Origin of the sequence: Streptomyces albiflavescens (assembly GCF_014645835.1) — a bacterium.
Lineage (GTDB): Bacteria > Actinomycetota > Actinomycetes > Streptomycetales > Streptomycetaceae > Streptomyces > Streptomyces albiflavescens.
Genome location: NZ_BMMM01000001.1, coordinates 1 through 18,244, shown reverse-complemented (window position 1 = coordinate 18,244; position 18,244 = coordinate 1). Strand labels below are relative to the sequence as shown.

The window sequence follows — 18,244 nt, the reverse complement described above, 5'->3', positions numbered from 1 at the left end:
GGAAGGACCGTTACGACTGTTGCACAGCCTGCGACGCGCTGTAAGGGATTTGGCAACACACGATACGGTGGTGCTTCTGGCATATGCCGCAGTCCTCCCGGACCGGGTGTGCGGTATCGATTCGGTACGCGTCCGGCGTGGTCAAGTCGTAGGCGGCCTACGCGACTTGAGGGTCCCGCGAGGTATGCGCGACCGTGGTTCATTCTTCTGTTCGAGGGGCGTTTGTGCGAAGTCTTCTCGAGTACCGGATCCGGCAAACTCGCTCGGGTTCACAGTGAGCGCACGAAGTCCTTCACCTCTGACTCGTAGAGAGAGACCGGGTCGATCCCCATCGAGGTGAAGTTGCCCTCGATCTCCAGGCCGACCAGGCCGTGCAGATGAGCCCACAGCATCGTGGTCCGCAGGGCGACCGCCTCCGGCACGTCCACGATTTCATGGTGGTTCATCCACTCCCGGAACTGCGCCGCCGGGCCCTCCGCAACCGCTGTGCCCGGCTTCGCGAGGGCGCCCACCACCTCCAGTACGACCTTCATGGCGGGCTGGGAGGCCTCGACCAGGCTCGTGGACTGTGCGTCGTAGCCCTGAAGCGGTGCCCGGAACAGGAGCCGATAGCGGTGCGGCTCGGCCAGTGCCCAGGCGCGGTAGGCCTCGACGACCGCGGTCAGGCGGGCGACCGGGTCCGTCGTGCCGGCGTCGGCCGCGTGGGAGAGGGTGGATGCCAGGTCCCCGTAGGCGTCGATGACCAGCTCGGTCAGCAGACTGTCCCGGTTGGTGAAGTAGCGGTAGAGCGCGGGGCCTGTCATGCCCACCTGTTTGGCGATGGCGTTCAGTGACAGCGCCTCCGGGCCGCCCTCGGCCAGTTGTCGCAGTGCCGCAGTCTTGACCTCCTGCCGTACCTGCGCGCGGAACCGGTCGCGCAGGCCGGGCTCGGTCCGGCTCTCTGCCGCCATGTCATCGCCTCTTCGTCGTCTGTGGGTGGCTCTTGACTTACGGAATATAGAGGAGCAAGCTTTAGTTAGAGCCTATCACGAACACGAGAAGCTATAACGAAGGAGCGTGGACCGTTATGGACACGGAGACCGTGGCCGATGCGATGACCGAAGTCGTCCTCCCGGGTGTCGTGGAGCCTTCCGGCCTCGAGATCCGCGTGCGCCCCGCGCCGGAGCCGGCGGCCGGTGAGGTGGTCCTGGCCCTGGAGGCCTCCGGCGTGTCGTTCGCCGAACAGCAGATGCGGCGCGGCAAGTACTACGACCAGCCGCCGTTCCCCTTCGTGCCCGGCTACGACCTGGTCGGCGTCGTGGTCCGGACCGGCGCGGGGGTGGACGCGTCACTGGTCGGCCGGCGCTTCGCCGCTCTGACCAAGGTGGGCGGCTGGGCGAGCCGGGTCGTCCTGCCCGTCACCGATCTCGTCGAGGTCCCCGGCGGACTGGACCCCGCCGACGCCGAAACGGTGGTCGTCAACGGCATCACGGCCTGGCAGATGCTGCACCGCATCGCCAAGGTCGGCGCCGGAGGGACCGTTCTGGTGCACGGGGCGAACGGCGGCGTGGGCTCCACCCTGGTCCAGCTGGCCACGCAGGCCGGCATCCGCGTGATCGGCACCGCCTCGCCCCGGCATCACGACGCGGTGCGCGCGCTCGGCGCGACTCCCCTCGACTACCGCGCGACCGATCTGCCCGCCAGGGTAAGGGAGTTGGCGCCGCGGGGTGTCGACGCCGTCTTCGACCACATCGGCGGCGACGGGATCGTCGACTCCTTCGGGCTGCTGGCCCGGGGCGGCACGCTCGTCTCGTACGGCACCGCGGCAACGCGTGACGTCGCGGGGTCCTCCAAGCTGCCCGTCCTCAAGCTCATCGGACGGCTGTTCCTCTGGAAGATCCTGCCCAACGGCCGGCGTACGCACTTCTACAACATCTGGGCCGGCAAACGCCGTCCGGCCGCTTTCCACGAGCGCCTGCGCACCGACCTCGGTCGTGTCTTCGCCCTGCTCGCGGACGGCTCCATCACCGCGCAGGTCGCGGCCCGCATCCCGCTCAGTCAGGCCGCGGAGGCCATGCGGCTGGCCGAGTCCGGGACCGTCACCGGAAAGGTCATCCTCGTCCCCGACCCGGCCCCGGACGCGCCCGACGCCCACTGAAGTCAGTTCGTTCCGACACCGATACGCCCAAGACCGATACACCCGAGGAGTAACCCATGTCCGTACAGGAGAACGCCGCACTCGCCGAGCCCTGGAAAGCGCTCTGGAACAACGACCTCTCCCTCACGGAGAAGATCATCGCTCCCGACTTCGTCGCTCACGCCGCACCGATCACAGGATCGGGCGCCGACGAGATCCGCGGCCGGGAGGCGCTGAACCAGTGGATCGCCGGGATCCACTCCCTGCTGAGCGACCTGACCTTCGGCATCCAGGTGGGGCCCATCGCCACCGATGAGTATCTGGTGGTCCGCTGGCAGGCCCGGGGCATCTACGGCGGCGGGTTTCCGGGGGCCCCCGAGGAGGCGATCGGCAACGAGGTCGCGTTCACGGGAACCGACACTCTCCGGGTGGAGGACGGCCGGTTGGCCGAGTACTGGGCGAACGCGGACAGTCTGTTGCTGGTGCAGCAACTCGGGATACGCGAACTGCCCGGGGCCTGACGGGACACATGTCGACGGACCGGGCGCGATCGGCGGTCGGTCATGCACTCCGCGACCACGGCCGCCTCGGCTCCCCCGGCCCGACCACGGCGACGCCGAGACAGGGATGCCGAACTGGGCGCGGTGAAGGTCTGGCCCACGTCGATCGGGGTCGCATCGGCGCCGCGCTCCGCTCATCTCGTCGTCGGCGACCTGTTGTTGGGACGGTGCCGGGGGCCGGGCGAGTTTCGACCGCTGTTCACCCCTGCCTCACCGCACCGGTATGGGCCTTGACGAACACTGCGTGCACGCTGGCGCGCGGTGTGCCGCAGGGGCACTCCGGTGACGAGGGCGGACGAATGACACCGATCAGCCGAAGAGGCTTTGTAGGGCTCGGCGCATCCGTGGCGGCAGGTGCCGCGATGGGCGTCGGTTCGCGTCCAGCGGCCGCCGCCGCGAGCGCGGCGACGGCGACCGGCACGATCTCGGATGTACAGCACGTCGTGATCCTCATGCAGGAGAACCGCAGCTTCGACCACTACTTCGGGCGTCTCAGGGGCGTCCGCGGCTTCGACGACCGCAGCGGCATCACGCTCTCCGGCGGCAACTCCGTCTTCAACCAGCCGAGCGGCAGCGGCAGGCAGTACCCGTGGAAGCTCAGCTCCACGCCCGCTGCGGGCGGCAAGGACGGCGAGACCCTCGCGCAGTGCAACGGCGACCTCCCGCACTCCTGGTCCTCGCAGCACTCCGCCTGGAACAAGGGACGGCTCGACAACTGGGTCTCGGGCGTCGGCAATATCCGCACGATGGGCTATCTCGACCGCTCCGACATCCCGTTCCACTACGCGCTCGCCGACAACTACACCATCTGCGACGCCTACTTCTGCTCCGCGCTCAGCGCCACCGGCCCCAACCGTACGTACCTGTGGAGCGGCAAGGTCGACAGCACCAGCTACGACGGCGGCGACGAGTCCGGACTGACCTGGCAGAACTACGCCGAGGCACTCCAGGCGGCCGGCGTGAGCTGGAAGGTCTACCAGAACGCGCAGGACAACTACGGCGACAACGGCTGCGCCTACTTCAAGAAGTTCGCCGCCGCCAAGGCGGGCGACCCGCTGTACGACCGTGGCATGGCCTCCGTGCCGAACGTGACCGGCTCCACCCCCGACGACATCGCCGCCGCCATCAAGGCCGACGTCCTCGCGGGCACCCTGCCCCAGGTCTCGTGGGTGGTGGCCAACCAGGCCTTCTCGGAGCACCCCTACGCCCCGCCCGGCGACGGCGCGCACTTCGTCGACCTGGTGTACAAGGCGCTCGCCGCCGACTCGAGCGTCTTCAACTCGACCGTCCTGTTCCTCAACTACGACGAGAACGACGGCTTCTTCGACCATGTTCCGCCGCCGGCGCCGCCCGCGGGCACGGCGGGGGAGTTCCTCAACGGTGTTCCGTACGGTCTCGGCTTCCGCGTTCCCATGCTCGTCATCTCGCCTTGGACGCGCGGCGGTTGGGTCTCCTCGGAGGTCTTCGACCACACCTCCGTGCTGCGCTTCCTGGAGACCTGGACCAGCGCCCTCGGCAAGCCCGCGGCCTGCCCCAACATCAGCGCCTGGCGCCGTAAGGTCACCGGCGACCTGACCGGAGTCTTCGACTTCGCGCATCCGGTCTACGGCGCGGCCTCCCTGCCCGCGACCAGCGTCATCGGATACGACACCTGCGGCCCCCTGCCCAACCCGGTGCCCACCACCAACGCGCTGCCCACGCAGGAGTCCGGTACCCGGCCCGCTCGTGCGCTGCCGTACCAGCCCGGCGGCTATCTGGACCACCTGGAGTTCGGTGCGAGCGGCAAGATCCTTGCGTGGTTCACCGTGGCCAACCAGGGCACGCCCGCCAGGAGCGCCGCGCACTTCTCCGTCCACCCCAACGCCTACCGCGACACGACGCCTTGGCAGTACACGGTCGACGCGGGCGGCACCGCCTCGGACTACTTCAACATCGGCTCGGGCTATGGGGACGGGAAGTACGACCTTTCGATGGTCGGTCCCCACCGCTTCCTGCGCCGCTTCAAGGGCGACGCGACGAAGGCGGGCAAGTCGGCGGAGGTGAGCACCCGCTACGCGACCGAGCCCGGTACGGGGAAGACGGCCATCTACTTCAAGATGACCAACTCCTCGGCCGCCTCGGTGAAGTTCACCATCACCTCCAACCACTACCGCGGTGACGGTCCCTGGACGTACACCGTCGCCGCGGGCGGTTCGACGGAGGACTTCTTCAACGCGGTGGCGTACCAGGACGGTTGGTACGACTTCACGATCACCGTCGACTCCGACGCGACCTGGTCGCGTCGGTTCACCGGTCACATCGAGACGGGCGCGGCGAGCGTCAGCGGCTGATCCGGTACGACGGCGGGCCCGAGCGCCCGCCGTCGCTGTTCACGCGTACAGGTCCGGGCGCGGGGCGAGTTCGACGGTCACCCGGCCGCCGTTCTCCAGTGCCCGGACCCCCGCCTCGGCGACGGCGGACGCGGCATACCCGTCCCAGACACTGGGCCCGGTGACCCGTCCCGCCCGGGTGGCATCCACCCATGCCTGCACCTCGCGGTCGTAGGCATCGGCGAAACGTACGAGGTAGTCCTGGGCGACCTCCTCGTTCGCACCGCCCGCCGTCGTCACCACCATGGCGTGCTCGTCCCCGATCCGCGCGCTCCCCGACTCGCACACCGCCTCGCACCGCACCTGATAACCGAAGCCGCAGTTGACGAAGACCTCGACGTCGACCAGAGCCCCGTCCGCGGTCTCGAACACCACGAATTGGGGATCGAGCAGGCTCTCCGGGGCGTTGGAGGACGGTCGCGGACGGAGTACGGTCACGGCCGTGAGCTCCTGGCCCAGCAGCCAGCGCGCCGCGTCGATCTCGTGCGAGACGGAGCTGTTGACGAGCATCGCCGAGGTGAAGCCGGGCGGGGACGAGACATTGCGGTGCGTGCAGTGCAGCATCAGCGGACGGCCCAACCGCCCGCCATCCAGCAGCGACTTGAGGCGCTGATACTCGGCGTCGTACCGGCGCATGAACCCGACCTGCGCCAGCCGCCGCCCGAGCCGCGCCTCGGCCTCCACCACGCGCAGCGCCCCGGCCGACTCCGGCACCAGCGGCTTCTCGCAGAGCACCGGCAGACCGCGCTCGAACGCCGCGAGCAGCGCCTCCTCGTGGGCGGGCCCGGGGGAGGCGATCAACACCGCCTGGACGCCGGGCGCGTCGAGGGCGGCCGGTACCTCGGTGTGGACCGAGGCACCGTCGATGCCGGCCACGGCGTCCTTGGCGCGGCCGGTGTCGGGATCCGCCACCGCGGCTACCCTCGCGCCACTCACCACTTGGTCGATTCGCCGTATGTGGTCGGTACCCATGTGTCCGGCACCCAGGACCGCCACACCCAACAGCTCACTCACGCGCTCCGCACCTTTCTGCCGACAGCTCGGTCCCCGTGATGCGATTGTCGGTCGGAAAGATCAGTAACGCAGCACCCCGGCGATGCCTTTGGCATCCCCGAGGCTGCCGTCGGGGACGAAACGAACCTCGGCGCCCGTGTCCAGACAGCGCTCGACGATCTCGTCCACGATGTCCTCCCTGGCGTCCAGCTCACCGCTCTCGGCCGGGATCAGATGGTCACCACCGTCGTCGCGGACCGTCACGCGGTAGTTCTCCTCGACCGCGAGGAGTCCGATGCGGCCGTCGGAGGCGTTCTGCCAGACCTCGTCGACACCGGCGGCGAACGCCTTCCGGCCGCGGGCCGCCACCAGTTCACGGCTCACCGCGTCGATGCTCTTGCGGTCCTCGGCGGCGATCACCGGCTGGACCGCCTGCCACACGGCGTTGGGGGTGCCGTGCGCCAGACCGCCGTGCGGCACGTGGACGGCGTCCTTGGCGGCGATGCCGACCTCGTCGAGCAGCGATAGCGCGGCCTGCTCGCCCGTGATGTACAGCGGTCGCGGTTGGTCGCGCAGGACCGCGGTCAGGGCAGTGTCCGCGTCGCGCAGGAAGTGGCGGGTGCCCTCGTCGCGGAAGGTGCTCGGGATGTCGCCGATCTGCTCTTGGCGCTCCGCGTCGAAATTCTCGCGGCCCCGGGTCAGCGGGAAACCACCGGAGTGGTCCTCGACGACATGTTCGGCGCCACCGTTCCACAGCGTCACCCGGTCGGGCGAGACCGCGAGCAGCCAGAACGGGCGTTCGGAGGCCTGTGCGGCGACGAGGTTGCGGGTCAGGAAGGTGTCCGAGAGCACCACGCGCTCGGGCACGGTGCGGGCCAGCGACCAGACCTGGTGCTCACCCGGCGCCGCGAAGATCGCCAGGCCGTCCTCGGCGTGCGCCAGATCGACCTCGGCCAGGGCCCGCTCGAGCTGCTCGACGACATCAGTTCGCCGTTCGCGGGTGACCGAGGGGTCGGCCTCCAGTTGCTTCTTGGCCTCGGCCACGACATTGCGGAGCCGGACCGGATCCTGTGCGTTGTCGGGTTCGCGGCGGTGCGTCGGCGTCAGCACGGACACCGCCGGATAGGGCCGCGGCCTGCGCAGCTCGGTGAGGGTCGCGGGGCTGAGTGCGTGCTCCATACCAGCACCATAGGACCGATTCGCCTATCAGGCATTTGGGGCAATTGATGGTGAGTGTCGCTCGGGTCGGCAGATGAGGTTCCCCGCGTCGTGGTCGCCGTACGACGATGCCCGTCTCCGCAGGACGCCCATGAGCAGGTCGACGCAGAAATCCAGGCGCCGCCGGCCGCCAAATTGACACTGCTGACCCTCACCATGATGGTCGTCGGTTCGATGGTCGCGGCCGGGGTCTTCTCGCTGCCGCGGCGCTTCGCCGAGGAGACGGGCGTGGCCGGCGCCCTGATCGCATCGGCCGTCGCCGGTACCGGGATGCTGATGCTCGCCTTCGTCTGCCAGCGGCCGGCGATCCGCAGACCCGACCTCGACGCGGGCGTCTACGCGTACGGCGGCCGAGCACGTCATCATCGCGGGCATGCCGAAGCTGCGCTCCGCGATGCACCTCGACACCGTCTTCACCTTCGCCGACCGCGACTTGGTCACGCTCTACCCGACCATCATGGACGGGGTCCACACGTTCTCCCTCCGCCCGGGCGACAAGGCTCCCGGCGTCGAACTCACCGACGAGGGCTCGCGCCCCTTCACCGATGTCGTTGCCAAGGCGCTCGGCCTCTCCGAGTTGCGGGTCGTCGAGACGGGCGGCGACGTGTACGCCTCCGAGCGGCAGCAGTGGGACAGCGGCAACAACGCCGTGGCCCTGGAACCGGGCGTGGTGTTCACCTACGACCGCAACACGCAGACCAACACCTTGCTGCGGAAGACGGGGATCGAGGTCATCACCGTCGACGGCGCCGCACTCGGGCAGGGCAGGGGCGGCGGCCACTGCATGACCTGCCCCATCGCGCGCGACCCCGTCGCCTTCTGACCCTCAGAAGGCATCCGGATCGGCGGCGGCCCAGTCCGACTCCCAGGAGGCGGGCGGCTCCTGGAGCAGGACCCCGGGCGCGAGCCACTCGTAGAGCTCCGCGTACGTCCGCACAGTCGTCGCGTCCATGCGCCGGAGCAGCTGGTGAGGCCCGAGCTCGCCCGGATCCCGTACGCCCATGGCGGCCATGATCCGGCTCGCGCTGCGCACGGTCGCCCGCTGGTAGCGCTGGACGCGCTCGGACTTGTCGGCCACGTCCAGGGCGCGGACCCGGCGCGGGTCCTGTGTCGTGACACCCACCGGGCATCGGTTCGTGTGGCAGCGCCGGGCCTGCAGGCAGCCCACGGCGAACATCATCGCGCGGGCCGCGTTCGTGTAGTCCGCGCCCTGCGCCAGCCGTTTGACGATGTCCGAACCGATGGCGACCTTGCCACTCGCGCCGATCCGCACCCGCTCGCGCAGCCCCGCACCGACCAGCGCGTTGTGCACCGTGATCAGCCCCTCGGTGAGCGGCGTGCCGAGGCTGTCGGCGAACTCGAGCGGCGCGGCGCCGGTACCGCCCTCCGATCCGTCGACCACGATGAAGTCGGGCGTGACCCCCTCGGCGAGCATCGCCTTGCAGACCGCGAGGAACTGGCGGCGCGAGCCGACGCAGAGCTTGAAACCGGTCGGCTTTCCGCCCGCCAGCTCACGCATACGGGCGAGAAAGCGCACCATTTCACGCGGCGTCGAGAACACCCGGTGGTACGGCGGAGAGATGACCGTTCTGCCCTCCGGGACGTCGCGCGCCCGGGCGATCTCGGCGCTCACCTTGGCGCCGGGCAGCACTCCGCCGATGCCCGCCTTCGCTCCCTGGGAAAGCTTCAGCGAGACGCACTTGACCTCCGGCAGCGCGGCCTTGTCCGCGAACTCCCGTGCCTCGAAGCCTCCTTCGGGAGTGCGGCAGCCGAAGTACCCCGTACCGATCTCCCAGATCAGATCGCCGCCGCCCCGCAAGTGGTACTCCGACAGGCCGCCCTCGCCGGTGTCCTGCGCGAAACCGCCCAGCGCCGCGCCCCTGTTGAGCGCCAGAACCGCGTTCGAGGACAGCGCCCCGAAGCTCATCGCGGAGACGTTGAGCAGGGCCATGTCGTACGGCTGGGTGCAGTCGGGACCTCCGACGCGGACCACGGGCGGCTCCGTGGGCACCTCGACCGGGAGCATCGACGGTTCCAGGAACTCGTACCCGTCCCCGTACACGTCCCGCTCGGTGCCGAACGGCTCCTCGGCCTCGACGCCCTTGGAGCGCTCGTACACGATGCCGCGCACGTCACGGTCGTACGGGTGTCCGTCGTGGTTCCGCTCGACGAAGTACCTCCGCAGTTCCGGGCGCGGCGTTTCCCTGAGGAGGCGGAGATGGCCGAGCAGCGGATAGTTCCGCAGCACCGAGTGGCGGCGCTGCACCAGGTCCCACGCCCCGAGCGCGGTGAGCGCCAGGAGGGGACCCGCGGCGAACCACCACCACGACGAGACGGCGCACACCAGGACCAGCGCCCCGACCGCACCGAGGGCGACGAGCAGCAGCAAGAGCATCCGGCACACACCATGAGTCAAACGCATGGAAAGGGAAGGGGCGAAAGCAGGCGAGCCGCTCGAGTTCCCCCGATGTTGAGCAAGTCTTTGCCCGTGGCCGATTCCTGTTGAGAACGCGGCCGGGCGTCGGGGATTCCGCGGTTCCGGCGGGGGGAAGCGCGGCCGAAAGGGTGGGGGTGGCTGGGCCGATCGGGTTACGGGTGTGTTGACGGCCCTCCGCGCATGAAACAGCCTCGTCATATAGCTGCTGAATACAGCTGGTTTTGCGGAAACGGCCGTACGCCCCTGAAACCTCAGGTCGGCGCCGTGCTCCACGCGAACCGGACGCAGGAGGTAACGCATGTGCGGCATCACCGGCTGGGTCTCCTTCGACCGCGACCTGGACGCCGAGACCGAGACATTGGATGCAATGACCGAGACGATGTCCTGCCGCGGACCCGATGACCGGGGCACCTGGTCCGACGGCCCCGCCGCCCTCGGACATCGCAGGCTCGCGATCATCGATCTGCCCGGCGGGCGCCAGCCGATGACCGCCGAGACGCCGGACGGCACGGTCGCGCTCGTCTACTCGGGGGAGACCTACAACTTCACCGAGCTGCGCCGCGAGCTGTCCGACCACGGTCACCGCTTCTCCACCGACTCCGACACCGAGGTCGTCCTGCGCGGTTATCTCGAATGGGGCGAGCAGCTTCCCGGACGGCTCAATGGCATGTACGCGTTCGCCGTCTGGGACGGCCGCCACGACAAACTCGTCATGATCCGCGATCGCATGGGCATCAAGCCCTTCTACTACTACCCGACCCCCGACGGTGTCCTCTTCGGCTCCGAGCCCAAGGCAATCCTCGCCAACCCGCTGGCCCGCGCTCGGGTCCGCCTCGACGGCCTGCGGGAGCTGTTCGCCCTGGTCAAGACACCCCGGCACGCCATCTGGGACGGCATGCACGAGGTCGAGTCCGGCACCGTCGTCACCGTCGATCGCAGCGGACTGCGCCGCCATGTCTACTGGCGGCTGGAGACCCGGCCGCACACCGACGACCGCGACGCGTCCATCGCCACCGTCCGCTCGCTCCTCGACGACATCGTGCGCCGCCAGCTCGTCGCCGATGTGCCGCGCTGCACCCTGCTCTCCGGAGGCCTCGACTCCTCCGCCATGACCGCACTCGCGGCCCGGCAGCTCGCCGAGCACGGCGAGAAGGTCCGCAGCTTCGCCGTCGACTTCGTCGGCCAGGCCGATCACTTCGTCGCCGACGAACTGCGCGGTACCCCCGACACCCCCTTCGTGCACGACGTGGCCCGCGCCTCCCGCACGGACCACCAGGACATCGTCCTCGACTCGCACGCCCTCGCCGATCCGGACGTACGGGCGAAGATGATCCGCGCCCGTGACCTCCCCATGGGCTTCGGCGACATGGACGCCTCGCTCTACCTGTTGTTCCGGGCCATCCGCGAGCACTCCACGGTCGCGCTCTCCGGAGAGTCGGCGGACGAGGTCTTCGGTGGCTACCTGCAGTTCTTCGACGAGGAGGCCCGCCGCGCCGACACCTTCCCCTGGCTCGTGCGCTTCCGAGAGCACTTCGGCGAGGACGCCGAGGTACTGCGATCGGACGTCGCCACGGCGCTGGACCTGGAGTCGTACATCGCCGAGGGCTACCGCACGGCCGTCGCCGACGTCCAGCGCCTCGACGGCGAGAGCGACTTCGAGTACCGCATGCGCCGCATCTGCCACCTCCACCTGACCCGCTTCGTACGGATCCTGCTCGACCGCAAGGACCGCGCGAGCATGGCCGTCGGGCTCGAGGTCCGGGTGCCGTTCTGCGACCACCGGCTCGTCGAGTACGTCTACAACACACCCTGGTCCCTGAAGTCCTTCGACGGCCGGGAGAAGAGCCTGCTGCGGGAGGCGACCGCGGACCTGATCCCGAAGTCCGTGTACGACAGGGTCAAGAGCCCCTATCCGTCCACTCAGGACCCCAAGTACGCGATCGCCCTCCAGGAGCACGTCAAGGACCTGCTGGCCCGCCCCTCGCACCCGGTCTTCGACCTCGTCGACCGCGAGGGGGTCCGCCGGGCCGCTCACCGCGACACCCCGCAGATCACGCAGGCGTCGCGGCGCGGCCTGGAACGGACCCTCGATCTGGCGCTCTGGATGGAGATGTACGCCCCGGAGGTGTCGCTCAGCTGAGTCCGAGCGCCTTGTCCGCGGCGGCCACGGACGGCTTCCACCACGTCGTCACCGGCTCCCACACGAGGACGGCGTCGCCGGCGCCGAGCTCCTTCGCGGTGAAGGACCGTCCGACGTACGCCGGGTTCGCGGAGACCCCGATGGAGCCCACCCGGCGGGCCTCCGGGTCGCCCGGGTCGGCGATCGTCCGCACGGCCGCGTACGCCGTCCTGCCCGCGCCGATGCGGTAGGGCCCGCTCTCCCCGGCGGGAGTCGGCAGGGCCGCGCCGTCGAGGTCACCGAAGGTGACGGTGGGGATACGGTCGACGGTGCAGACGCGCGTGGAGCGGTTGGTGACGCTGATGTGCACGACGGTGGGGTCCGCGGACTGCTCGGCCCGCAGCCTGAGCGCCTTCTCCGCGCACTTCGCGGGCTGAGCGGCCTTCGCGGCCTGGGCGGCGGCCTTCGCGGGTCGCGGTGCGGCCGAGCCGCTCTGCGGCACGGCGAGAAGCAGCGCGGTGGCGGCGGTCGAGAGGACGAGAACGGTTCGGATGCGCATCGGTGGACTTCCCCCTGCTGTGGTCACCTGCAGTTACGGCGTGCCCGGTCGCGGCGACGCCTGCCCAGTGTGACGGCCGGGGTGGACGAGGGGTTGTAGCCGAGTTGTCCGTGTTACGCGGTGGTGGCACTTCCCGGTTCGGGGAACCCGGGTTCAGTCGTCGGACTCCGGCCCGCACGAGCTGCCGCTGTCCGGCAGGGACCCGTACAGCAGGAAGTCGTCGACCTTCTGGTGCACGCACTTGGAGGACGTGTACCCGGTATGCCCCTCGCCCCTGTTGTCGAGCACGACCGCCGACGAGCCGAGCCGCTTGGCGGTCTCCAGGGTCCAGCGGTAGGGGGTCGCGGGATCGCCGCGGGTGCCGACGAGCAGCATCTTCGGGGTGTGGACGTCGCGCACCTTGTCACGGATGTAGTCGGTGCCCTTGGGGCGCCCGTAGCACAGCAGCACCTGGGTGAGCCGGAACTGGCCGAAGACGGGGGACGCCTCCTCGTACGAGGCGCGGAGCTTGTCGATGTCCTTGGTGACCTGGTCGGCGGTGGGCCGATCGGGGTCGTCCGCGCAGTTGATCGCCATCAGGGCGGCGGGAAGGTTGTCGATGGGGATGTCCTGTTCGTCGACGAGGCCGCCGTCCTGTCGGGCTGCCGCGGCGCCCGGGAAGGCGACGCCTCCCGACAGCTGCGTGAGTCCGCGGGTGTCGCCGTCCTCGACGAGTTGCTTCAGGGCCCGCTCGAGTGTGGGCCAGTACCCCTTGCTGTACAGCGCCTGGCTGAGGGCGCCCACGAGATCCTGGCCGGAGAACTGCCGGCCGAGGTTCGTCGGGACCGGATCCTTGTCGAGCGAGTCGACGAGCTGGACGACCTGCGCTCGCGCGCTGCGCGGATCCTGGCCGAACGGACAGCCCATGTCCTTGGTGCACCAGGTGAGGAAGTCCTCAAGGGCGGTCTGCTGACCCTCGGCGCTCACCAGGCCCTGTTCCGTCAGCGGTTCGGTGAGCGTGTCCACTCCGTCGAACACCAGCCGGCCGGTCTTCTTGGGGAACTGGGACGCGTACACCGCGCCGAGCCGTGACCCGTACGAGAAACCGAGGTAGTTGAGCTTCTTGTCGCCCAGTGCCTGGCGCATGACGTCCAAGTCCCGGGAGGCGTTGACCGTGCCGATGTGCGGCAGTACGGGACCGGAGTTCTTGGCGCACAGCTCGGCGGCCTTCTTCACGACCTTGAGTGCGGCGCGCGGATCACTGCTGTCGGCGCTGGTGCCGATCGCGCCGGAGGCCTCGTCTGCGCCCTCACCACAGCTGATTGGTGACGACTGCCCGACGCCGCGGGGGTCGAAGGTCACCACGTCGTAGCCGTTCGTCAGGCTCATGAAGTCCTTGCCCGAGAGGGCGAGCTGGCTGATCCCTGCGGCTCCGGGGCCCCCGAAGTTCAGCAGCACGGAGCCCCGCGACTTGCCCGTGGCCCGATAGCGGGCCAGCGCCACGTCGAGCGTCCCTGAGCCCGGGTGCGCGTAGTCCAGCGGGACGGTCACCTTCCCGCACTGCATGTCCTTGGGTATCCCGTCGCCCTTGCACGCCGACCACGTGATCTTCTGGCGGTAGAAACGGGACAGATCCGGGCTGTCGGCGGCCGTCGCCTCCATGGGCAGCCCGCCCGCCAGCAGGGCCAGGGTCACGGTCGCGGCTCCGACGAACGCGCCGCGTTGGTGCACGGACAGCATGCATGCCTCCAGGGACCCCCGGCGGTGGACCGGCGATGCCCCCTCGCTCACGATAAGCGCGGGTCCGGGGCCACGCCTCTGGGCGAGCGGAAGGGGCCGTCGTGCCTCGTCCTGCACGCCGCACGACGTCCGGTTCCCGCACTCGCATCGGGCACACCTGTTCGAAATGGTGACGCTCGATGGGGTGAAAGGCCGATAAGCCATAACTCAGATGGTTCTTCCGCGTTTTACGCCATGCGGGCGAGTGCCCGCGACCATGTCTGGAAGGCAGGGAACCTATGAAACGGGTTACCCGAAATGGTTGGATCACCGCCGCTGCCGCCGCCTCGGGTGCGCTGGCCGTGACCATGCCGGCGCACGCCGACTCCGGGGCGGACGGCACCGCGGCGGGTTCGTCCGGGCTGATCTCCGGCAACACCATCCAGCTCCCGGTGCACGTTCCCGTGAACGTGTGCGGGAACACCGTGAACGTGGCCGGGCTGCTCAATCCGGCCGTGGGCAACAGCTGCGCCAACAAGAGCGACCGTGGCGGGGCAGGACACCCCGGCGGAACGCACGGCGGTGCCGTCGCGCACGGCAGCGGAAAGGATTCGCCGGGTGTGCTCTCGGGCAACGGCGTACAGCTTCCGGTGCAGGTGCCGGTGAACGTCAGCGGCAACTCCGCGACGGTGGTCGGTCTCGGCAACTCGGCCACCGGCAATCAATCCACGAACACCTCCGGGGATGTGCCCCACCACCCCGTCGGGCGCGCACCCAAGCCGTCCGCCCCGCCCAAGGCGCCCCGTCCCGCCCCGCAGCAGCCCGTCGCCTCCCTCGCCCACACCGGCGCGGACCAGACGGTTCCCGCGATCGCCGGGGGGCTGGCCCTGGTCCTGGGCGGTGCCGTCCTGTACCGGAGGTTCCGGCCCGCCGTGGTTCACTGATCCACGGCGGGCCGAGGGCGGAAGGCCCCACCGGGCCGATGGCCGGTGGGGTCTCCTCGGTTCCCTCACCCGGCGGCGTTCAGCAGATCGAGAGCGCTTTGCTGCCGGGCCGCGTCGATCCCGTCCAGCGGGCCTGACCAGCGCAGGCCGTACTGATCGAGTGCGTTGCGGTCCCCGCCGTAGGCGGCGTCGGCCTGCCTCCTCAGATACGCGGTGTACGGATGGTCGGGCAGGGCGGAATTGAGTGTGCCCAGGCCGCGCACATGAGCACCCTTGAAGGACGGGCCGTCTGCCCCGCAGTCCCCGCTCTCGCAGGGATCCCGCAGAATCCCGTCCGCGGTGTTGAGCGCCGACGAGGTGGTCGCCGCGTCGGCGATCTGCCGCGCCGTGGTGAGCGGCGCGTTGTCACCGGTCGCACGGTTCAGCTCGGTCAGCGCTCCGAGAAGTACGCCCTGGTTGTACGACCACACGGTGCCGCCGTTGTTTCGACAGGTCGACAGGCTGATCCCGTCGTTCACCAGGTGCGCGGAGTTCACCATGCCCGTCGACTGGAACCAGGACCAGCCGGCCCGGGCGCGCGCGAGGTAGCCGCTGTCGCCGGGGACGCGGTTGTGCAGCGCTGCGTTGAGCTGAATGTAGAGCGAGTTCGCGATCGCGTTCTTGTACGTCTTCGCGGTGCTCCACCACACCCCGCCGCCGCAGGTGGTGTCCCAGTACGCGGCCATGTGGTCGGCGTCGGCCCGCGCGGTGTCGAGGTAGCGGCTGTCGCCGGTCAGGTCGTACGCCGCCACCCAGGCGAGTCCCCACCAGCCGGTGTCGTCGAGGTAGTCGTTGCGGAACTGCCCGCCCTGCGCGCCCAGTTGGCGATCGTAGGTGGTGGCGACGGCGTACCGGTAGCTGCCCATGCCGGTGACCCGGATGTTGTCGATCAGGGCGGTGAGCGCGTTGGCCGAGTTCCACCAACCGGTCGTGGCGAAGAGACCGGTGGAGTTGTCGTAGAACATCATCTGGGCCGTCGCCGCGGCTGTCCGCCGCTCGCCCGCGTTCCATGTCGTACGCGCCCACGCGGTGCAGGCGATGTCGCTGCGGTCGCCTGCCTTGCCGCAGGCGCGCAGGGCGCCGACGCCGTGGCTGTTCCAGTCGTCGACGTTGTACATGAGGGTGCGCCAACCTCGTTGCCCCGCGGGCACGGTGGTGTCGCCGAGTCGGCTGCCCGAACTCCAGGTGCGGCCGCCGTCGAAGGAACGGTCGAGCCACACCTCGTCTCCGGGGCTGCCGTTGTCCAGCGACGCCCAGCCCATCGCGTCCGTGTCGTCGAAGTGGAGGGTGAAGGAGCGCGAGAACAGGGTGGTGGAGACCGGGGCGCGGTCCTGCGGGGAAAGGGCGGGGTCGCGGGCGTCGCAGTACTTGTTGCACACGGTCGCCGTGGGTGCGGCCGCGGATGGCTGGGGGAGGGCGAACCCCGCGGAGACGGCGAGGACGAGGGGCAGGGCTCTTCGCAGACAGCGCGACAGGTGAGACAACGTTGTCATCGTCAATCGACCTCTGATCGAGAGGGAGAGTGAGAGCGCTCTCGGAAGCTAGCTGCGTGACGCGTCCGCGCCAATCTCATCGCGCAGGATGCTGTACCGCACGCCGTCGCGCCAGCGCCCGTCACGGAACACGACGCTGCGCAGCACGCCCTCGCGAGTGAATCCGGCCTTCTCCAGGGCACGTTGCTCGGCGAAGTTGTCCGACTCGGTGTCGGCCTCGATGCGCATCACGAGCGTATGGGCGAAGAGATACCGGACCAGTTGCCGCTGCGCTTCGGTCCCCACGCCCTTGCCACGCGCCTCCGGCAGCAGAGCGATCCCCATGTTCCAGTAGTGCGTGGTCCGGCTGGAGACGATCTTCCGCCAGGCGACGAATCCCAGCCGCTCATCGTCGCTCACGACCATCAGCTGGCCCGATTCCTCGGTGATCAGGCCGGTCTCCGCCCATTGACGCCGCCAGCGCCGGATGTCCCACCAGCCGAACCACTGGAAGGGTTCGGCTGTCCGCGGTTCCAGCAGGAACCGCTCCATGACGGGCAGGTCGTCTTCGGCCACCGGGCGCAAGGTCACGCGTTCGACGCTCATGAAGGGCAACCCTAGGCCGGACGGGTGGTTGGCGCTGCCGCAACCGGGATCCGCTCAGCGGCGCGGGAGATCCTGGCCAAATCCCCTCCCACGCCCGGTGATTGCCGCTGCGAACGGCGTGGAGATCGGGAAGGATGCTGCGGGTGCGACCGACCACCGCACCACCGCGACCCCGTATGGAATGGAGCGCCCACATGACCCCTCCGGGACCCGAAGACCTCGTCGTCTCTCACGCCTCGCTCGACGACTGGAAGGTGGTCGGCGGATGGGCGGCGGACGAGGGATGGAATCCCGGGCTGTCCGACAGCACGAGCTTCTTCGTCCAGGACCCGGAGGGCTTCTTCATCGGCCGGATCGGGGGAGAACCCGTCTCGGCCGTCTCGGTGGTCAACTACAGCGCCGACTACGCCTTCCTGGGCTTCTACCTCGTACGCCCCGACCAGCGCGGCCGCGGCTACGGCATCGCCACCTGGAAGACGGCTCTCGCCCACGCCGGCGGGCGCACCGTCGGCCTCGACGGGGTGGTCGCACAGCAGGACAACTACCGCCAGTCCGGCTTCGAACTCGCCTACCGCACCGTCCGTTTCGGTGGAGTCACCCCCGTGGGGCAGGCGCCGTCGGGAGTGCGGCCTGCCGAGGAGGCGGACCTCGTGGCGATCACGGCGTACGACAGTGCTTGTTATCCCGCCGAACGCCCGCGCTTCCTGGAGCGGTGGCTGACCGGGCCGGGTCACCGCACCTTTGTCCGCCTCGCCGACGACGGGCACCTCACCGGCTACGCCGTGATCCGCCCGGCCCGCGACTCCCTGCGCATCGGACCGCTGTTCGCCGACACCGCCGAGGACGCCCGGGCGCTGTTCGCCGCACTGTCCGCCGACGCCGCCGGAAGCGCCCTGGCCGTCGACGTCCCCGAGACGAACGCGGCGGGCATCGCCCTTGTCGAGGAACTCGGCCTCGCCCCCTCCTTCGAAACGGCCCGTATGTACACGGGCCCGGTCAGGCCCTTCGCCCAGGAGCGCGTCTACGGCGTCACGACGCTGGAGCTCGGCTAGACGAGTCATTCCGAATGCTGACGGTGTGTCCGGCAACGCAGACAGGGCGTCCAAGATCGTTG

Annotated in this window: 14 protein-coding genes and 2 pseudogenes; 8 read left to right on the top strand and 8 right to left on the bottom strand. The window is 69.6% G+C overall.

Features of this window, described 5'->3' with window-relative positions; all coding sequences use genetic code 11:
* Positions 1-269 precede the first annotated feature (269 nt).
* Positions 270-950 (bottom strand): TetR/AcrR family transcriptional regulator, encoded by a 681-nt coding sequence (locus tag IEY95_RS00075; protein ID WP_189183722.1) that lies wholly within the window; start codon positions 948-950, stop codon positions 270-272.
* 116 nt (positions 951-1,066) lie between these two features.
* Here IEY95_RS00075 and IEY95_RS00070 point away from each other — a divergent pair, with 116 nt between their 5' ends.
* From IEY95_RS00070 to IEY95_RS00060, 3 genes are all read left to right on the top strand, one after another.
* Complete coding sequence (locus IEY95_RS00070; protein WP_189183721.1) at positions 1,067-2,137, top strand: medium chain dehydrogenase/reductase family protein; 1,071 nt, start codon at positions 1,067-1,069, stop codon at positions 2,135-2,137.
* A gap of 56 nt (positions 2,138-2,193) precedes the next feature.
* Positions 2,194-2,637 (top strand): ester cyclase, encoded by a 444-nt coding sequence (locus IEY95_RS00065; protein WP_189183720.1) that lies wholly within the window; start codon positions 2,194-2,196, stop codon positions 2,635-2,637.
* Between the two features lie 338 nt (positions 2,638-2,975).
* Positions 2,976-5,006 carry a phosphocholine-specific phospholipase C gene (locus IEY95_RS00060; RefSeq protein ID WP_189183719.1) on the top strand — a complete coding sequence of 677 codons (2,031 nt, stop codon included), beginning with the start codon at positions 2,976-2,978 and terminating at the stop codon, positions 5,004-5,006.
* A gap of 39 nt (positions 5,007-5,045) precedes the next feature.
* Here IEY95_RS00060 and IEY95_RS00055 read toward each other — a convergent pair whose 3' ends face one another.
* Entirely contained in the window at positions 5,046-6,059 is a 1,014-nt protein-coding gene (locus tag IEY95_RS00055) for a Gfo/Idh/MocA family protein (RefSeq protein ID WP_189183718.1), read from the bottom strand.
* 60 nt (positions 6,060-6,119) lie between these two features.
* On the bottom strand, positions 6,120-7,217 hold the full coding sequence (locus IEY95_RS00050) for a baeRF3 domain-containing protein (RefSeq protein WP_189183717.1): 1,098 nt from the start codon (positions 7,215-7,217) through the stop codon (positions 6,120-6,122).
* A 195-nt stretch (positions 7,218-7,412) separates the two neighbouring features.
* Here IEY95_RS00050 and IEY95_RS48510 point away from each other — a divergent pair.
* Both IEY95_RS48510 and IEY95_RS00045 read left to right on the top strand, forming a co-directional pair.
* Positions 7,413-7,601: pseudogene (locus IEY95_RS48510) on the top strand (arginine-ornithine antiporter); the annotation flags it as partial.
* Positions 7,600-8,079 (top strand): annotated as a pseudogene (locus IEY95_RS00045) (arginine deiminase family protein); the annotation flags it as partial. The pseudogenes IEY95_RS48510 and IEY95_RS00045, both read left to right, overlap by 2 nt.
* 3 nt (positions 8,080-8,082) lie before the next feature.
* Here IEY95_RS00045 and IEY95_RS00040 read toward each other — a convergent pair.
* Positions 8,083-9,651 carry an FMN-binding glutamate synthase family protein gene (locus IEY95_RS00040; protein WP_189183716.1) on the bottom strand — a complete coding sequence of 523 codons (1,569 nt, stop codon included), beginning with the start codon at positions 9,649-9,651 and terminating at the stop codon, positions 8,083-8,085.
* A 340-nt stretch (positions 9,652-9,991) separates the two neighbouring features.
* Here IEY95_RS00040 and asnB point away from each other — a divergent pair, with 340 nt between their 5' ends.
* Entirely contained in the window at positions 9,992-11,833 is a 1,842-nt protein-coding gene (asnB, locus tag IEY95_RS00035) for an asparagine synthase (glutamine-hydrolyzing) (RefSeq protein WP_189183715.1), read from the top strand.
* Here the strand turns inward: asnB and IEY95_RS00030 are convergent.
* The gene (locus IEY95_RS00030) at positions 11,826-12,371 is read right to left on the bottom strand and encodes a DUF4232 domain-containing protein (protein ID WP_189183714.1); all 546 of its coding nucleotides are present in this window, start codon (positions 12,369-12,371) and stop codon (positions 11,826-11,828) included. The two genes, asnB and IEY95_RS00030, sit on opposite strands and share 8 nt — an antisense overlap.
* A gap of 153 nt (positions 12,372-12,524) precedes the next feature.
* Positions 12,525-14,090: an alpha/beta fold hydrolase gene (locus IEY95_RS00025; protein ID WP_189183713.1), complete on the bottom strand. Its 1,566-nt coding sequence runs from the start codon at positions 14,088-14,090 to the stop codon at positions 12,525-12,527.
* A gap of 278 nt (positions 14,091-14,368) precedes the next feature.
* On the opposite strand from IEY95_RS00025, the gene IEY95_RS00020 reads away from it, so the two are divergent.
* A complete protein-coding gene (locus tag IEY95_RS00020; protein ID WP_189183712.1) occupies positions 14,369-15,013 on the top strand; it encodes a chaplin in 645 nt (214 codons plus the stop codon).
* 65 nt (positions 15,014-15,078) lie between these two features.
* Here the strand turns inward: IEY95_RS00020 and IEY95_RS00015 are convergent, their stop codons facing one another.
* Both IEY95_RS00015 and IEY95_RS00010 read right to left on the bottom strand, forming a co-directional pair.
* Positions 15,079-16,545, bottom strand: coding sequence for a glycoside hydrolase family 76 protein (locus tag IEY95_RS00015; RefSeq protein ID WP_189183711.1), 1,467 nt, complete (start codon positions 16,543-16,545; stop codon positions 15,079-15,081).
* Between the two features lie 48 nt (positions 16,546-16,593).
* The gene (locus IEY95_RS00010) at positions 16,594-17,130 is read right to left on the bottom strand and encodes a GNAT family N-acetyltransferase (RefSeq protein WP_189183710.1); all 537 of its coding nucleotides are present in this window, start codon (positions 17,128-17,130) and stop codon (positions 16,594-16,596) included.
* A gap of 194 nt (positions 17,131-17,324) precedes the next feature.
* Between IEY95_RS00010 and IEY95_RS00005 the strand changes: the two genes are divergently transcribed.
* Positions 17,325-18,182, top strand: coding sequence for a GNAT family N-acetyltransferase (locus IEY95_RS00005; protein WP_189183709.1), 858 nt, complete (start codon positions 17,325-17,327; stop codon positions 18,180-18,182).
* Positions 18,183-18,244 lie beyond the last annotated feature (62 nt).

Bases quoted from the DNA above. Each gene is read 5' to 3' on its own strand.
- IEY95_RS00075 (WP_189183722.1), bottom strand. From the start codon at position 950: ATGGCGGCAGAGAGCCGGACCGAGCCCGGCCTGCGCGACCGGTTCCGC.
- IEY95_RS00070 (WP_189183721.1), top strand. From the start codon at position 1,067: ATGGACACGGAGACCGTGGCCGATGCGATGACCGAAGTCGTCCTCCCG.
- IEY95_RS00065 (WP_189183720.1), top strand. From the start codon at position 2,194: ATGTCCGTACAGGAGAACGCCGCACTCGCCGAGCCCTGGAAAGCGCTC.
- IEY95_RS00060 (WP_189183719.1), top strand. From the start codon at position 2,976: ATGACACCGATCAGCCGAAGAGGCTTTGTAGGGCTCGGCGCATCCGTG.
- IEY95_RS00050 (WP_189183717.1), bottom strand. From the start codon at position 7,217: ATGGAGCACGCACTCAGCCCCGCGACCCTCACCGAGCTGCGCAGGCCG.
- IEY95_RS00040 (WP_189183716.1), bottom strand. From the start codon at position 9,651: ATGCTCTTGCTGCTGCTCGTCGCCCTCGGTGCGGTCGGGGCGCTGGTC.
- asnB (WP_189183715.1), top strand. From the start codon at position 9,992: ATGTGCGGCATCACCGGCTGGGTCTCCTTCGACCGCGACCTGGACGCC.
- IEY95_RS00030 (WP_189183714.1), bottom strand. From the start codon at position 12,371: ATGCGCATCCGAACCGTTCTCGTCCTCTCGACCGCCGCCACCGCGCTG.
- IEY95_RS00025 (WP_189183713.1), bottom strand. From the start codon at position 14,090: ATGCTGTCCGTGCACCAACGCGGCGCGTTCGTCGGAGCCGCGACCGTG.
- IEY95_RS00020 (WP_189183712.1), top strand. From the start codon at position 14,369: ATGAAACGGGTTACCCGAAATGGTTGGATCACCGCCGCTGCCGCCGCC.
- IEY95_RS00015 (WP_189183711.1), bottom strand. From the start codon at position 16,545: ATGACAACGTTGTCTCACCTGTCGCGCTGTCTGCGAAGAGCCCTGCCC.
- IEY95_RS00010 (WP_189183710.1), bottom strand. From the start codon at position 17,130: ATGAGCGTCGAACGCGTGACCTTGCGCCCGGTGGCCGAAGACGACCTG.
- IEY95_RS00005 (WP_189183709.1), top strand. From the start codon at position 17,325: ATGACCCCTCCGGGACCCGAAGACCTCGTCGTCTCTCACGCCTCGCTC.